The organism is Lysobacter sp. yr284 (assembly GCF_900107375.1).
Lineage (GTDB): Bacteria > Pseudomonadota > Gammaproteobacteria > Xanthomonadales > Xanthomonadaceae > Lysobacter.
This window is the reverse complement of the sequence record NZ_FNPT01000016.1, coordinates 81,500-96,525: the sequence shown is the minus strand read 5'-3', so window position 1 is coordinate 96,525 and position 15,026 is coordinate 81,500. Positions and strand designations below refer to the sequence as shown.

Annotated in this window: 15 protein-coding genes; 7 read left to right on the top strand and 8 right to left on the bottom strand. The window is 71.0% G+C overall.

Features of this window, described 5'->3' with window-relative positions:
• Window positions 1-9 precede the first annotated feature (9 nt).
• On the top strand, window positions 10-1,038 hold the full coding sequence (locus BLV01_RS19460) for a hypothetical protein (protein WP_091803836.1): 1,029 nt from the start codon (window positions 10-12) through the stop codon (window positions 1,036-1,038).
• A gap of 1 nt (window position 1,039) precedes the next feature.
• Here BLV01_RS19460 and rarD read toward each other — a convergent pair whose 3' ends face one another.
• The 3 genes from rarD to BLV01_RS19445 all read right to left on the bottom strand — a co-directional run bounded on the left by rarD (window position 1,040) and on the right by BLV01_RS19445 (window position 3,841).
• Entirely contained in the window at window positions 1,040-1,948 is a 909-nt protein-coding gene (gene rarD, locus BLV01_RS19455) for an EamA family transporter RarD (RefSeq protein WP_091803833.1), read from the bottom strand.
• Window positions 1,945-2,916: a drug/metabolite exporter YedA gene (yedA, locus tag BLV01_RS19450; RefSeq protein WP_091803830.1), complete on the bottom strand. Its 972-nt coding sequence runs from the start codon at window positions 2,914-2,916 to the stop codon at window positions 1,945-1,947. The genes rarD and yedA overlap by 4 nt, the downstream gene beginning before the upstream one ends.
• Before the next feature lie 412 nt (window positions 2,917-3,328).
• Complete coding sequence (locus BLV01_RS19445) at window positions 3,329-3,841, bottom strand: GNAT family N-acetyltransferase (protein ID WP_091803827.1); 513 nt, start codon at window positions 3,839-3,841, stop codon at window positions 3,329-3,331.
• A 139-nt stretch (window positions 3,842-3,980) separates the two neighbouring features.
• On the opposite strand from BLV01_RS19445, the gene BLV01_RS19440 reads away from it, so the two are divergent.
• Complete coding sequence (locus BLV01_RS19440) at window positions 3,981-4,490, top strand: Lrp/AsnC family transcriptional regulator (RefSeq protein ID WP_057949079.1); 510 nt, start codon at window positions 3,981-3,983, stop codon at window positions 4,488-4,490.
• 398 nt (window positions 4,491-4,888) lie between these two features.
• On the opposite strand, the gene BLV01_RS19435 is transcribed toward BLV01_RS19440, so the two are convergent.
• Both BLV01_RS19435 and BLV01_RS19430 read right to left on the bottom strand, forming a co-directional pair.
• Window positions 4,889-5,788 carry a bifunctional transcriptional activator/DNA repair enzyme AdaA gene (locus tag BLV01_RS19435; RefSeq protein WP_091803824.1) on the bottom strand — a complete coding sequence of 300 codons (900 nt, stop codon included), beginning with the start codon at window positions 5,786-5,788 and terminating at the stop codon, window positions 4,889-4,891.
• A gap of 370 nt (window positions 5,789-6,158) precedes the next feature.
• Window positions 6,159-8,372, bottom strand: coding sequence for a carboxy terminal-processing peptidase (locus tag BLV01_RS19430; RefSeq protein WP_091803820.1), 2,214 nt, complete (start codon window positions 8,370-8,372; stop codon window positions 6,159-6,161).
• Window positions 8,373-8,907: 535 nt separating this feature from the next.
• Between BLV01_RS19430 and BLV01_RS19425 the strand changes: the two genes are divergently transcribed.
• On the top strand, window positions 8,908-9,252 hold the full coding sequence (locus BLV01_RS19425) for a hypothetical protein (protein WP_091803815.1): 345 nt from the start codon (window positions 8,908-8,910) through the stop codon (window positions 9,250-9,252).
• Entirely contained in the window at window positions 9,249-10,118 is an 870-nt protein-coding gene (locus BLV01_RS19420) for a DUF6973 domain-containing protein (protein ID WP_091803812.1), read from the top strand. The genes BLV01_RS19425 and BLV01_RS19420 overlap by 4 nt, the downstream gene beginning before the upstream one ends.
• 154 nt (window positions 10,119-10,272) lie before the next feature.
• On the opposite strand, the gene lipA is transcribed toward BLV01_RS19420, so the two are convergent.
• The 3 genes from lipA to BLV01_RS19405 form a co-directional block, all read right to left on the bottom strand.
• On the bottom strand, window positions 10,273-11,310 hold the full coding sequence (gene lipA, locus BLV01_RS19415) for a lipoyl synthase (RefSeq protein ID WP_091803809.1): 1,038 nt from the start codon (window positions 11,308-11,310) through the stop codon (window positions 10,273-10,275).
• 160 nt (window positions 11,311-11,470) lie between these two features.
• Window positions 11,471-12,157: a lipoyl(octanoyl) transferase LipB gene (gene lipB, locus BLV01_RS19410; RefSeq protein WP_091803806.1), complete on the bottom strand. Its 687-nt coding sequence runs from the start codon at window positions 12,155-12,157 to the stop codon at window positions 11,471-11,473.
• Window positions 12,154-12,432 (bottom strand): DUF493 family protein, encoded by a 279-nt coding sequence (locus tag BLV01_RS19405; RefSeq protein WP_091803803.1) that lies wholly within the window; start codon window positions 12,430-12,432, stop codon window positions 12,154-12,156. Before BLV01_RS19405 ends, lipB begins: the two co-directional genes overlap by 4 nt.
• A gap of 230 nt (window positions 12,433-12,662) precedes the next feature.
• Here BLV01_RS19405 and BLV01_RS19400 point away from each other — a divergent pair, with 230 nt between their 5' ends.
• The 3 genes from BLV01_RS19400 to BLV01_RS19390 all read left to right on the top strand — a co-directional run bounded on the left by BLV01_RS19400 (window position 12,663) and on the right by BLV01_RS19390 (window position 15,021).
• Complete coding sequence (locus tag BLV01_RS19400; RefSeq protein WP_091803800.1) at window positions 12,663-13,361, top strand: hypothetical protein; 699 nt, start codon at window positions 12,663-12,665, stop codon at window positions 13,359-13,361.
• Window positions 13,358-13,948, top strand: coding sequence for an NIF family HAD-type phosphatase (locus BLV01_RS19395; RefSeq protein ID WP_217633546.1), 591 nt, complete (start codon window positions 13,358-13,360; stop codon window positions 13,946-13,948). The genes BLV01_RS19400 and BLV01_RS19395 overlap by 4 nt, the downstream gene beginning before the upstream one ends.
• Before the next feature lie 164 nt (window positions 13,949-14,112).
• A complete protein-coding gene (locus BLV01_RS19390) occupies window positions 14,113-15,021 on the top strand; it encodes a hypothetical protein (protein ID WP_091803797.1) in 909 nt (302 codons plus the stop codon).
• Window positions 15,022-15,026: the final 5 nt, after the last annotated feature.

Below are 15,026 nucleotides of genomic sequence, written 5' to 3'. Positions count from 1 at the left end.
GGGACCGGAATGAGCGCCAGCATGCGCAAGCGGCTGTACCACATCGCCGCCGTGGTCCTGGGCACGCTCACCATGATGTTCGCGCTGGAAGGCGTGCGGCCCGACGGGCATTCGCCGTGGCTCGGCCTGCTGCTGTTGCTGTCCGGCATGGCCGCCGCCGGCGCTTGCGCGATCGCCGCCTGGCGCATCGACCTGGACGCGCCCGACCGGCGCCATGCGCAGGTGCGCGAGGCGTTGCGCGACGGCGAAGTGCGCGGCGTCGGCGCCGACCCTACGTGGACGCTGGGCGTACTCACCGCGTTCGCGGCGCTATCCGCCTGGCTGGCGTGGTCCGAGGCTGCGCGCGGGCGCATCGCCCTGGCGCTGATTCCCGGCGCGCTCGCCGCTGCGTTCGGGATCGGCGCGCTGTGGCGTTGGCGCGCGCGCGGGTCGCGACGCGAACTGAGCATCGACGCCGCCGGCGTGCGCTCGCCCGATTTCGGCCTGATCGCCTGGGCCGATGTAGTCGGCATCAGCCGCTATCGCATGCAGGTGCTGGACACCGACAGCGAAGGGCTGCAGCTGCTGGTGCGCGATCCCGCCCGCTACATCGCGCGCGTGCCGGCCTGGCGGCGTCGCTATTCGGGACTGGACGGCGCCGGCCGCCGCTTCGCGCCGCTGCTGCTGCCGCTGGAGCTGTACGGCATTGCGCTCGAACCGACCTATGTCGCCGCGGTGACCTTGCGCCGGCGCGTGGCCGCGCCGTTCGTGGACGGCTGGCAGCCGCAGATGGACGACACCGAGATCGATGAGCTGCTGGCCGCTTCGCGCCCGCGCATCGGTCCGCCGGCCAACGACGGCACGAACGCAGCCAACGACATCGCAAACGCAGCGGCCGACGGCGCGCACCCACAGTTGGCCGCGCTGCGGCGCCAGCTGCGCTACCGCGCGCGCGAACGGCGCTGGCGCGAGACCGCGCCGGTACGCGCGGGCATCGCGCTCGCCGTGGCGCTCGGCTACGTCGTGCTGCGGGCCTGGAGCGAAGGCTTGCTCGGCTGACTCAGGCCGCGTTCGCCGCCGCCGCGAGCCTGCGCGAGCGCAGCGCGCCCTCGCTGGCGAACACCGCCAGCCCCGCCCAGATCAGCGCGAAGCCGACCGCGCGCTTGGCGTCGAAGGCCTCGCGCAGCACCAGCCAGCCGATCAGGAACTGCAACGTCGGCGCCACGTACTGGAGCAGGCCGATCGCGGTCAGCGACACCCGCCGCACCGCATAGGCGAAGCCGATCAGCGGCAGCGCGGTCAGCGCGCCGGCGATCACCAGCAGCGCGTCGATGCCCAGGCCCCAGCTGCCGAAGAAGCCGCCCATGCCCTGGCTTTCGCCCCACACCATCAGCGCCAGCGCCGCGGGGAACAGGTAGACGTTCTCCACGCCCAGGCCGGTCACCGCTTCCACCGCGACCAGCTTGCGCACCAGCCCGTACACCGCGAACGAGATCGCCAGCCCCAGCGCGATCAGCGGCGGACGGCCGTACTGCAGGGTCAGCCACAGCACCCCGGCGAAGGCCAGCGCGATCGCCAGCCATTGCACCGTGCGCAGCCGCTCGCCCAGGAACAGCACGCCGAGCATCACGCTCACCAGCGGGCCGATGAAGTAGCCCAGGCTGGTCTCGATCACGTGGCCGGCGTTGACCGCCCAGATGTACAGCCCCCAGTTGAACGCGATCAGGCAACCGCTGACCGCGAGCATGCCGGCCTTGCGCGGCTCGCGCAGCACTTCGCGCAGCCAGTGCCGGCCGTTCTTCCAGCACAGCCACGCGGTCACCAACAGCGTGCTCCAGACGATGCGGTGGGCCACGATCATCAGCGAGGGCACCGAGTTGAGCAGGTGCCAGTACAGCGGCATCAGCCCCCACAGCACGAAGGACGCGACCGCGATCCACAACCCGCGGCGGTCGGTGCCGGTATTCATGTCGACTTCTCCAGTTCGCCTGCGGCGACGACGGCCGGCGCGGGCGGGGCCGCGACCGGCGCGGCCTTGGCCGCGCGCGCTTTGGCCAGGGTGATGATGACCACGCCGACCAGGATCACCGCCATCGCGCCCAGGTCGTGGGAGGTGAAACGTTCGCCCGCCAGCAGCGCGCCGAACAGTACCGCGATTGGCGGATTGACGTAGGCATAGCTGGTCGCCAGCGCCGGACGCACGTGGTGCAGCAGCCAGATGTAGGCGGTGAAGCCGAAGATCGAGCCGGCCACCACCAGGTACAGCAACGCCGCGGTGGCGCCGACGGTCGGCACCTGCACGATGCGCTCGCCGGTGACGGCGGCGGCGGCCAGCATCCACGCGCTGCCGGTCAGCATCTGCGCGCTGGCGGTCATGAACGGCGACGGCAGGTCGAGGTCGCGGCTCCAGATCGAACCCCAGGCCCAGGCGATCGGCGCGACGATCAGGCACACCAGCCCGAGCGTGGACGCCGACAGCTTGCCGCCGGCGTTGAGCCAGACGACGCCCGCGAAACCCACCGCCAAGCCCACCCATTCGATCTTCGACGGATGTCGCCCGCGCAGCATCGCGAACACGCCGGCGAACAGCGGCATCGACGCCACCGCGATCGCCGCCAGGCCCGAATCGACCTGGGTCTCGGCCAGGTTCACCAGGCCGTTGGACAGCAGCACCATGAAGATCGACAGCACCCACAGCGTGCGCCACTGCTTGCGCGTCGGGCCCGGCACGCCGCGCCGGCGCAGCACCACCCACATGATCGCGCCGGCCAGGAACATCCGCGCCGCGCCGAGCAGGAACGGCGGATAGCTCTCCAGGGCGAAGCGGATGCCCAGGTAGGTCGAGCCCCACAGCACGTAGACCGAGGCCAGGGCCAAGGCGATGGCCAACGGGCCGGGAGCGCGGTGGTCGGACGGCGGGGCGGCGGGGGCGCTCATGCGGATACTCGCGGGGGAGGGGCGAACGGAACGGGGAGAAAAGCGCAATAGCTTGACGCGCCTGCGCGGCGAGCAGGAGCGAGCAAAACTTGAGTCAGCCTGTAAACAATCTTGAGTCCGCGCGGCGACGGCTTCGTGTCGCGGCGCGGCCGCGTCCATGCGCTGCGCTGCGGCTTCGCGCTTGCGGCGCTGCGCGCACGCCCATCGCACGCGTCCTGGCGCGCTGCGCAGCCTCGTCAGCGCAGCGCGGCGCGATGCAGCGTCGTTCCTGGCGCGCCGCGGCGCTGCATCCTTGCCGCGACCGGGAACGCGCGCGCTCCCTGCGCGCCACGCCTGCGTCCCGGCGCCGCACCGCGCAGCGCCGACTACCGCCTACCGCCGCAACCGCACGGGGCGGCGGCGCCCGGCCCGCTCAGTCCAGCGCGAGCAGGCGCGACACGCTGGTGCGGCCGCTGCCGACCACGCGCCGGCGCGGATCGTCGTAGACGTCGATGACCTCGAAACCGGCCTTGCGCATCATCCCGGCCGAGCCTTCGTTGTCCTCGTGGCGTTCGATGTAGATCTCGCGCAGCCCCATCGCGCGCATCCGCGCCACCGCCGCGGTCAGCAGCCGCGAGCCCAGGCCCTGGCCGCGGTGCGCGCGGTGCACCACCGCTTCGCCGACGTGGCCCTGCCAGGCGATCTCGCGCCCGGCCGGCTGGTAGCGATGGAACGCGTCGCTGGGCTCGAACGTGACCACCGCCACGATCGCGCCGTCGGCGACGGCGACCATCGCCTGGGTGCGCCCGCGCCGGATCCCGGCCAGGTGCGTGGCCAACTCGACCTCGGGTAGGTAGTTCCAGGGGTTGGGCCCGTGTTCGCGGATCAGCGCGAGGATCTCGCCGATCTGCTCGGGCGCGGCGGCTTGCATCACGTACCGGGACATCCCGGGGGCGTCCGTTGTGGAGGGGCAGGGAGCGCGCGGCGGCACATAAAAATTCCTGAGGACCTAAGCGCGAGAATAGCGTATCGATGTCAGTCAAATTGCGGTTGAATAATTGCCCGCGCAGACGCAAAAATCTTGCATGAATTCCGCCCCCCTGGTCCTCGACGAGTTCGACCACAAATTGCTCGAACTGCTGCAGCAAGACGCCTCGGCGACCCTGAGCGAACTCGGCGACGCGATCGGCCTGTCGCCCAGCGCGGTGCAGCGGCGCATGACCCGCTACCGCCAGGAAGGCCTGATGCGCCAGGTCGCAGTGCTCGACCCGACCGCGCTGGGCAGCACCCTGGCTGCGGTATGGGTGACGATGGAGCGCGAATCGGCCGAGGGCAACGCCACCTTTCACGCCCGCGTGCGCGCCGCGCCGGAGGTGCAGCAGTGCTACACCCTGGCCGGCGAGTGGGATTACCTCGTCATCCTCGCCACCACCGGCGTCGCCCATTGCCGCCAGGTGGTCGACCGCTTGTTCCTCGACGAAGGCAACGTCAAACGCTACGACACCCACCTGGTGTTCGACGTGGTCAAGCACGGGCTGGAGCTGCCGACCCGCGACGCGCCGCGCGCGGCGCGCAAGCGGCGCGGCGGGGGGTGAGGTCTGCCGGGTGGGCTGGGGCGGGGCGGTCTGAGCGAAGAGCGTCGGGCCTGAAGGCCCTCCCACAAAAGCTTGAAGCTCCTGCCACAAAAGCTTGAAGGTCCTCCCACAGAAGCCTGAAGGCCCGCCCGCAAGAGCTTGAAGGTCCTCCCGCAAGAGCCTGGAGGTCCGCCATAAGAGCCTGAAGGTCCTGCCACAAACGCTTGTTGAGGCGGCGGCTGCCGCGGGAAGGCTGTTGTGGGAGGGCCTTCAGGCCCGACGCTTTCCTCCCCGATCGCGATCTTCCACACCCGCCCCTGTAGGAGCGGCGCAAGCCGCGACCGCGATGGTCCGATCTCGCGCCGCATACCGATGGTCGCGGCTCGCGCCGCGCCCGCAGCGCCCACGACGCGGCAACCTCAAGCCGCCCGTTCGCGCCGCAGCAACGTCTCCTTCAGCGGCAGCCCCCAGCGATACCCGCCCAGCGACCCATCGCCGCGCACCACCCGATGGCACGGCACCACCACCGCCACCTTGTTGTTCGCGCACGCCTGCGCCACCGCGCGCGCGCCGCGCGGCGAGCCGATCTGCCGCGCCACCTCTTCGTAGCTGCGGGTCTGCCCCGGCGGGATCTTCATCAGTGCGTCCCAGACCTTCTTCTGGAATGCGGTGCCGATCAGATCGACCGGCACCTCGCCCGCGCCGCCGCCGAGGGTGTCGGCCACCGCCTGCACCCGCGGCGCCAGGAACTCGTCGCGGCCGGCGTCCACCCGTTCCAGCGCCGCACGCGGGAACTCCTCGCCCAGCCGCGCCTCCAGCGCCGCCGCATCGTCGCCGAGTTCGATCATGCAGATGCCGCGCGTCGTCGTCGCCACCAGCGCCAGGCCGAGCGCGGTGCGGGTCACGCTCCAGCGGATCTGCTCGCCGGCGCCGCCGCTGCGGTAGCGCGCCGGCGTCATGCCCAGGCGCGCGGCGCCGGCCTCGTACACGCGCGAGGGCGAGCCGTAGCCGGCGTCGTACAACGCCGCGCTGACGTCGTTGCCCTCGCGCAGCGCGCTGCGCAGGCTGCCGAGCTTGCGCTGGGCCAGGTACTCGGCCGGGCTCAAGCCGAAGCGCGCGCTGAAGCGGCGCTGCAGGTGCGAGGCGCTCAGGCCGACCGCGGCCGACAGCTCGGTCAGCGAGAGTTCGCCGCCGTCGAGCAACTGCCGGGCGCGTTCGAGCTTGTCGCCGGGGACGGGGACGGGGTTGGACGAAGCGCCGGCCACCGCCTGATCGGCGGAACCGGGACCGGACTTGCGCGAGGGGGTTTTGGCGTTCATGGGGCAAGACTAGGCCGGTGCGCGCGGGGTCGCTATCCGCATCTTGCGTGGGTCGGATTTTGTTGTCGAAGGCGTCGGTGGACGGGCTTTCGGCGCGAGAGCGGGCCTACGCGGTCGCGGCTCGCGCCGCTCCTGCAGGGAGGGGCCGCAGCGTCGCGGCAACTGCGGTTGCCGCATCCGCAGCCCCTGTAGGAGCGGCGCAAGCCGCGACCACGACATCCGGCCCACGACGCAAGACCGAAGCAGTGCAGTCGCCGAAACAAATCCCGTGAGACACCGCTCCCGCAGGAATGCCCCTCAGCGTTCGCCGCCGCCAAAAAGAAAGCGCGCCATTGGGCGCGCTTTCGGTGTTGCGTGAAACCCGGCAGGTTCAGTCGGCCCAATGCCCCGGCCGGGTCGCGGTCGGCAGCACCTGCGCCGACAGCTGGCGGTCGTTGTTGAGCAGGCGCACCGCGTCGGCCAGGATCGAGGCCGATTCGCGCAGCAGCGGGTCCGGACGCTTGTCGGCCAGCTTCTCGCGCGCCGCGTCCTTGACGATGTCGCGTTCCGACGAGGCCAGGCCGTCGTCGGTGGCGTCGTCGGCCAGCGGGTCCAGGGCCAGGCCGAGCGTCTTGCGCTCTTCCTGGCGCTGCTTGCGCTTGGCGTCTTCGCGGTCGCGCTCGGCGCGGCGGTCGGCCTCGTTGAGCGAGATCCACTTCTTGGCGCGCTCCTCGCGGAACTGCGCCACGTCCTGCGACCACCACTGGAATTCCTTGTCGCCGGCGATGCGCGCGCTGTGCAGGGTTTCCAGCTTCGGCAGCAACGGCGCGAAGTTGCCGTAGCTGGTGTGCTGCACCGAGGCGATCTTGGTCCACGGCAGGGCGTTGTCGTAGGTGCTCTCGCCGTACTCGGTCGCGTCCACCGACACCGGGAACGCGAGGTCGGGCACCACGCCCTTGTTCTGGGTCGAGCCGCCGCTGACGCGGAAGAACTGAGCGATGGTCAGCTTGACCTGGCCGAAGCGCGCGCCCTCGTTGGCCGGCCAGCGGTCGAGGTCGACCAGGTTTTGCACCGTGCCCTTGCCGAAGCTGGTCTCGCCGATGACCAGGCCGCGGCCGTAGTCCTGGATCGCGCCGGCGAAGATTTCCGAGGCCGAGGCCGAGCCGCGGTTGATCAGGACCGCCAGCGGGCCTTCCCAGGCGATGCCGTTGTCGCTGTCGCCCTCGACGCTGACCCGGCCGCCGGATTCGCGCACCTGCACCACCGGGCCGCGGTCGATGAACAGACCGGTGAGCTCGATGGCTTCGTTGAGCGAACCGCCGCCGTTGTTGCGCAGGTCCAGGACCACGCCGTCGACCTTGTCGGCGCGCAGCTTGACCAGCAGCTTGGCCACGTCGCGGGTCGCCGAGGCGTAATCGTTGGCGTTCTTGCGGCGGCCTTCGAAGTCCTGGTAGAAGCCCGGCAGCTTGATCACGCCGATGCGCTTGGCCGGAGCGTCGCCGGCGGCGGGGATGTCGATGATTTCCGACTTGGCCGCCTGTTCTTCCAGGCGCACCTTGTCGCGCACCAGCACGATGCGGTTGGGCTTGCTGTCCTGGCCGGCTTCGGCCGGGATCACGTCCAGGCGCACCTTGCTGCCCTTGGGGCCGCGGATCTTGGCGACGACGTCGTCGATGCGCCAGCCGATCACGTCCTCCATCTGCCCGCTGTCGCCCTGGCCGACGCCGACGATGCGGTCGCCGGGCTTGACCAGGTTGCTGCGCGCGGCCGGGCCGCCGGGGATGACTTCGCGGATCGCGACCACGTCGTCCTGCTTCTGCAGCTGCGCGCCGATGCCGTCGAGCGACAGCGACATGGTCATGTTGAAGTTGTCGGCCGACTTCGGGGTGAGGTAGTCGGTGTGCGGGTCGATCGCGTTGGCGTAGCTGTTGACGAAGGTCTGGAACACGTCCTCGCCCTTGAGCTCGCCGATGCTCTTGCCCATGTTGGCGTAGCGCTTGTCGAGCGTCTTGGCGATGTCGTCGGGCTTCTTGCCGGCCAGCTTCAGGCGCAGCCAGTCGTTGCGCACCGACTGCTTCCACAGCACGTCGAGCGCGGCGGCGTCGCCGACCCAGGGCGCTTCCTTGCGGTCGTAGTCGTAGCGCTCGCTGCCGCCGAAGTCGAAGTTGGCGTTCTGCTTGAGCAGGCCGCGCGCATAGGCGACGCGCTCGTCCACGCGCTGGCGGTAGGTGGCGAAGATCGAATACGCCGGGGTCAGGTCGCCGCTCTTGATCGCGTCGTCGAGCTGGTTCTTGTACGCGTCGAAGCGGCCGATGTCGGCGGCGGTGAAGAACTGCTTGTTCGGGTCGAGCGATTCGAGGTAGCGCTTGTACATGTCGGCCGACAGCGCATCGTCGAGCGCGCGCGGCCGGTAGGCGTAGCGGCTGTCGGAGAGCAGGCCGTAGACCAGCTTGGCCGCGGTCGCCTGGTTGGCGGTGGGCGCGCTGGGCAGGGTCGAGCCGGCGGCCGCGGCGGCGGCGCCGTCGGGCCGGGCCAGCAGCGCCAGCGGGGCGGTGAGCAGCAGGCCTGCGAACAGGGTCAGGGCACGCGTGTTCTTGGGAGTCATCGCGGAGTCTTCCCGGCTGGGGGAGCCGGATTTGTCGGGTGCTGCGGGAGGATGATGCGGCGTTGGACAAGCCCACAGTGCCGAAAGTTGCCTGCCCTGTCACGCGAGCCGGCGCAAATGCGTGTTGCACGGGTGAATCCGGTTCAGATTGCCCGGCGGCCCCCGCCGCGGACCGCGCGAAGCCAGGCCCGGCGCGGCGTTGCGCCCGCTCGCGCCGCCCGGGCTTGCCGCCCCAACCGGGCTGGACTATGTTGGCGCCGAGCAAAGGAATGGCCGCGCGGCGCTTGCGCCCGGCCTGTCGCCCACCCGCACGTGGAGTCCCCATGGAACCGGACCCATCCGCCTGCGCCCGCCGTCGCGCGGACGCATCCACGCCCGGCCGCGCGCGCCGCGCCGGCGCGATCCGCGCCTCTTTCCCGCCCGCGCCGTTCCCGTCCGGGCGCGTACCGATCCCAACCGCGCCGACCCCGCCATGCGCCTGACCCGCCTCGCCCTGTTCGCCGCCCTTTCCACCTGCCTACTGAGCGGATGCCCCATGTCCCGTACCGACGACGCCCAGCATTACTTCACCCAACAGGTCGCCCAGCTGCTGCAAGGCCGCGACTCGGCCGTGGTCGACGCCGCCGCGCTGACCGATTTCGACTGGCAGCAGCTGTGCTTCGAGCGCGAGGACCAGCTCGAACTCAAGTTCAGCGGCGGCGGCGCCGAGAAGGTCTTCCGCTTCGGCTATGAGGACTACTTCGTCGCCGAGCCCTACGTCGCGCGTTCGCCGGCCGAGCGCTGCATCGGCCGCCAGGACAAGCTGGTGCTGAAGAAGAAATACCCCGGCTACAAGGACACCGTGGAATTCCAGCTCGCCGACGGAGCGGCGACGCCATGAACAATCCGATGAGCGACCTCAAGCGCGGGATCGAACAGGACGCCTACCGCTATTACGAGCAACTCAGCGGCGAGAAACTGGCGCGGCGGCCCGACGGCAGCTTCGCCGGACAGGGCCACAACGATGCCCTCGACGCGTTCCGCCACGCTTACACCAGCGGCCGCACCACCCAGCTGGCGGCGGGCCAGCAATGGATCTCGCGCAGCTACGGCGACGACAACGAGATCGGCCCCAAGCACCCCAACGATCCGCGCGAACACCGCATGGACCTGTGGAACAACGAGGTCGGCCGGCGCCTGGGCGACGAGGCCTCGGGCAAGGACGACCTGGCCAAGCGCTGCTACGAGGCGGTCAAAAACGGCACCTTGATCACCGGCCTCGACGACAAGCGCATCGGCCAGCTCTATGCCGACGACCCGCGCCTGAAGCGGCCGGACGGCGATCCCGAGCGCGAGCTGATGACCAAGGAGGACGTCGCCAAGGTCAACCGCGACGTCAGCCACGCGCTCGACCATCCGCGCATTCCGTTTCCCAAGGATCACCCCGACCGCGACATGTACGACAAGCTGCGCTCGGGCCTGCCGGCCCAGGTCAGCGACGAAAAGGTCGCCGAGGCGGTGCTGGCGGCCAAGCGCGGCGGCATGCACGAGCCCGCCGACATCGGCAAGGTCGCGCTACAGGACGGCCAGATCTTCATCGCCGGCAGCACCCCGGGCTTCCGCGCCCAGGTCGATGCGGGCAAGCCGGCGGCGGACATGGGCGGCACGGTGCAGCAGTTGGATTCGCACAACCGCGCCGAGGCCTACGAGCAGAAGCAACAGCAGCAACAACAGCAGCAGCCGAGCCAGCAGTACGGCGGACGCTGACGCCGAGCATCGGCGCTGTCGCCACGGCCGGGAAACGAAAAAGCCGACGCATCCGCGTCGGCTTTTTCGTCATGGCGGACCGCGGCGCGCGGCGGCGGATCCCGCGGCGGAGCCGGCGCTCCGCCCTCGCCCGCCGGCGACCGCGGCGCCCGGCTTAGGCCACCGCGAACCCGGCGTCGATGGCCTGGCGGTCGGCGTGGTACGAGGAACGCACCAGCGGGCCCGAGGCGACGTGGGTGAAGCCCAGCGACATGCCGTAGACCTCGAGTTCCTTGAACTCGTCCGGCGTCCAGTAGCGCAGCACCGGGTGGTGGTGCGGGGTCGGCTGCAGGTACTGGCCGATGGTGATCATGTCCACGTCGTGCGCGCGCAGGTCGCGCAGCGTCGCCTGCACCTGCTCCATGGTCTCGCCCAGGCCGAGCATGATGCCGGACTTGGTCGCCACGTTCGGGTGCTGGGCCTTGAACTTCTGCAGCAGGGTCAGCGACCACTGGTAGTCGGCGCCCGGGCGCACGTTGGCGTACAGGTCCGGCACCGTCTCGACGTTGTGGTTGAACACGTCCGGCGGGTTGTTCGCGAGGATCTCCAGCGCGCGTTCCATGCGGCCCTTGCCGCGGAAGTCGGGGGTCAGCACTTCGATCTTGGTGCGCGGGCTCTGCGCGCGGATCGCGGCGATGCAGTCGACGAAATGCTGGGCGCCGCCGTCGCGCAGGTCGTCGCGGTCGACGCTGGTGACCACCACGTACTTCAGGCCCATGTCGGCGACGGTGTTGGCCAGGTTGACCGGCTCCTGCGGATCCGGCGGCTTGGGCCGGCCGTGGGCGACGTCGCAGAACGAGCATCGGCGAGTGCAGACCTCGCCGAGGATCATGAAGGTCGCGGTGCCGTGGCCGAAGCACTCGTGGATGTTCGGGCAGCTGGCTTCCTCGCATACGGTCACCAGGCGGTTCTCGCGCAGCTTGGCCTTGAGCTGGGCGACCGAGTTGCCCGAGGGGATGCGCACGCGGATCCACGAGGGCTTGCGCAACACCGGCGCGTCGGCGAACTGCACCGGCGAGCGGTTGATCTTGTCGCCGCCGATCTGCTTGGCGCCCGGGGTCATGGTCGTGGACTGCAGCACCGCCGGATTCGCGACCGGGTCGGCCGCACCGACGACGGTCAGCGGGATGGTCTTGGACGCGGTGTCGCTCATGTGTGCTTCGACTCTGATTCGTTGGACTCCCCCTCCCGCTTGCGGGAGAGGGCCGGGGTGAGGGCTTCGGCGGCCTGCGGTTTCGCGGCGCCCGGCGGATTCGCGTGCCCTCATCCGCCCTTCGGGCAACTTCTCCCGCAAGCGGGAGGAGGCAAATCGGTCAGCGGAAGTCCAGCGGCGCCGCATCCTCGACGCTCAAACCGAACTGGCGCGCGATGTTCGCCACCAGCACCGGCTTGACCTGGTCCATGCCCGAGGGGCCGCCCAAGTCTAGCACCGAGGTCACCTGCAGCCCCTGGTAACCGCAGGGGTTGATGCGCTGGTACGGCGACAGGTCCATCGCGATGTTGAACGCCAGCCCGTGGAAGCTGCAGCCGCGGCGCACGCGGATGCCCAGGGCCATGACCTTGGCCCCGGCCACATAGATGCCCGGGGCGCCGTCGCGGCGCGCGCCTTCGATGTTCCACTCGGCCAGGGTGTCGATCGTGGCCTGCTCGATCCGGTCCACGTACTCGCGCACGCCGACCTTGAGCCGGCGCAGGTCCAGCAGCGGATACAGCACGATCTGGCCGGGCCCGTGGTAGGTCACCTGGCCGCCGCGGTCGACGTGGATCACCGGGATGTCGCCCGGCATCAGCACGTGCTCGTCCTTGCCGGCCTGGCCGAGGGTGAACACCGGGTCGTGCTCGACCAGCCACAGCTCGTCGGGCGTGTCGGCGTCGCGGGCATCGGTGAAGGCCTGCATCGCCCGCCATACCGGTTCGTAGGGTTGCCGGCCGAGGTCGCGCAGCTGCGCGCGCGGCGGTGCCGCCGGGCCGCCGAGGACCTCGGCGACGACGTCGATCACAGCGTCCACTTCACTTCCGGATGGTCGCGCAGCACCTGGTGGGCCAGGTCGTACTGGGCGCGGTCGACGGCGCGGAAGCTGAGCCGGATCGACACGTACTTGCCGGTCGAGGAGTGCTTCCACTGGATGGTCTCGGCTTCCACGTCGATCCCGGCTTCGAGCAGGCGCCTGGGCAGCTCGCGCTCCAGGCCGGCGTCGGCGGCGCCCATCGCGCTGAGCTCGAAGGTGCCGGGGAACTGGAAGCCGTGATCGGGATTGTCGGAATGAATGTCCATGGCCGCCATTATGGGTCCGCGCGCAGGGCAACCCAAGCGCGGCCGCGGGACGGCGGCATTGCGCTGGTGGAACGCGGGCGCGGCGCGGGCAGGCGCGCGGCCGCGGCGGCGGGCCCGGCCGCAGCCGCCAGATTCGGCACGGCGGCGCCTCGCGCGCGGTTGCGCCTGCGCCCTGCCGAAACGGCGCGACAAACGTTAACGTGGGGCTCCCGTTCCGCAGTCAGGCCACGATGGGTCCGCGCGACCGCCAGCATTCGATCCGCCTCAAGGCCCCCGGCCTGCTCGCCCTGCTGCTGTTCGCGGCGGTGCTGGCGGTGGCGGTGCCGGCCCTGCGCAAGCCCGAGCACGAGGGCTGGATCGCGCTGCCGCCGCAGCCGATGGAAGCGACCGGGCCGGACATCCGCGAACTGCTGCGCAAGTCCGCGCAGTTCGCCCCCGCCGGCGAGCCGCCGCTGGCCGCCAGTTGCGGCGCCGACGAGGTCGAGAGCGAGCGCCTGCCGCCCGACTTCGCCCGTCCGCCGGCGCCGGCGGACGCGGACGACGCGCCGATCCAGCAGCGCTACCGGGTGCTGGTCGGCGGCCCGGACCGCACGACCTGGCGGCTGGACCTGCGCCTGGACGGCGAACGCGCCCGCCTGCGCACGCTCGGCCCCGGCGCCGCCGGCGCCGAACGCGAACTGCCGCTGGCCGCGCTGGCGCCGCTGCGCGAAGCGCTGGGCGCGCCGGAGCTGTGGGCCGCGCCGCAGCGCAGTTCGGTGTTCTGCGCCGACCGCCACCGCCTGCGTCAGGCCTTCGTCGAAGCCTGCATCGACGGCCGCTACTACGCCCGCGACCGCGCCTGCGACCGCAACGCCTGGCCGCTGCTGGACGGGCTGTGGCGGCAGGTGCGGGCGCTGGCGCCGGCGGCCGCGCCGACGCCCGCGCCGTGACCGGCGACCGGCCCGCCCCGCCCAGCGGCGACCGGTTGACGCTGATGCTGGACCTGGACGAGACCCTGATCTACGCCAGCGACGTCGAACTCGACCGCGCCGCCGACTTCCGCGCCGTCGGCTACCACGTCTACCGCCGCCCGCACCTGCAGGCCTTCCTCGACCACGTGCTGGCGCGCTACGACGTCGGCGTGTGGACGTCCTCGGGCCGGCGCTACGCCGAAGCCGTCTGCGCCGAGCTGTTCCCGCCGCAGGCGCTGCGCTTCCTGTGGGCGAGCGAGCGCTGTTCGCTGAGCCGCGACTGGACCACCGGCGCCTACCTCGAGCGCAAGCGGCTGCAGAAACTCAAGACCCACGGCTACCGGCTGGAACGGCTGGTCGCCATCGACGACACCCCGAGCAAACACACGCAGAACTACGGCAACCTGGTGTGCGTGGGCGAATACCTGGGGCAAGACCCGCACGACGACGAGTTGCCGCGGCTGGCCGCGTACCTGGACACCCTGGCCGGCGCGGCGAACGTGCGCACGATCGAGAAGCGGCGCTGGCGCGAGCGAATCGCCGGCAGCGGCCCCGGGCGGCTGTAGCAGCGGCGCGCGCCGCGAGCGCGAAACCACAGCGACGCCGCGACCGCGCGGGCGCAGGCCGCCGTCCTGGGCGCCTGCGGGGAGCCGCGCGGCAACCGGCCAGTCTCAATTTTTGCGCACAATGCGCAGTAAATTGGCATTCACAACGCTCCCGGACCCCGGCCATGCCCGCCAGCCAATCCGTCGCCCTGCCCCTGCGCGGCCAGTTCCGCGCGCTCTACCAGCAGCTCAAGCGCCGCGGCGCGCTGGCGAACACGCCGGTGATTTTCTGCGAGGGCGATTCGTGGTTCTCCACGCCGCTGGCGATGAACCTGCTCGACTGGATCGTCTCGCCCGCGCCGCAGGACGAGGAGCGCGGGGTGCCGCTGCTCGGCCGCGGCGGGCTGTTCTTCCGCGCCGAACACAGCGGCGACCACGCTGCGCGCAATCCCGATAATCCCAAGCGCTCGATGTTCGTGCGCGACAACATCGACGACCTGATCGGCTGGTATTCGAATTTCGAATTCGACCTGATCCTGCTCAGCGCCGGCGGCAACGACTTCGTCGAGGGCTTCCTCAAGCGCACCCTCGGCAACCGCAACGGCCTGAGCGCGCAGGCGGCGTTCCAGCTCGTGCTCGACAGCGGCAAGTACGAGACCGTGCGCAAGGCCTACGCGCTGTTCCTGCAGGCGGCGATCGCGGCGCGGCCGGGCGTGCCGGTGCTGGCGCACAGCTACGACTACCCGCTGCTGATCGGCCGCGCCGGCGCGCTGACGCCGGGCAACATCGGGGTCGCGGCGCTGCTCAAGAAGAGCGTGGGGCCGTGGATCGGGCCGTACGTCCAGGGCATCGTCGAGGCCGAGCGGCCGGCGTTCGGGCGCATGCTCATCGACGGTTTCGAGCGGCACGTGCTGCGCGCGCTCAAGGCCGATGCGCGCTTCGCCGCGGTGTTCGACTACGTCGACCTGCGCGGCACCCTGACCGGGCCGGAGCAGTGGTTCGACGAGATGCATCCGACCGAGGCCGGGTTCCATGCGCTGGCGACGAAGTTCCGCGGCGCGATGCTGGCCAAGCTGCCGGCGGCCAAGCGCTGAGCGCG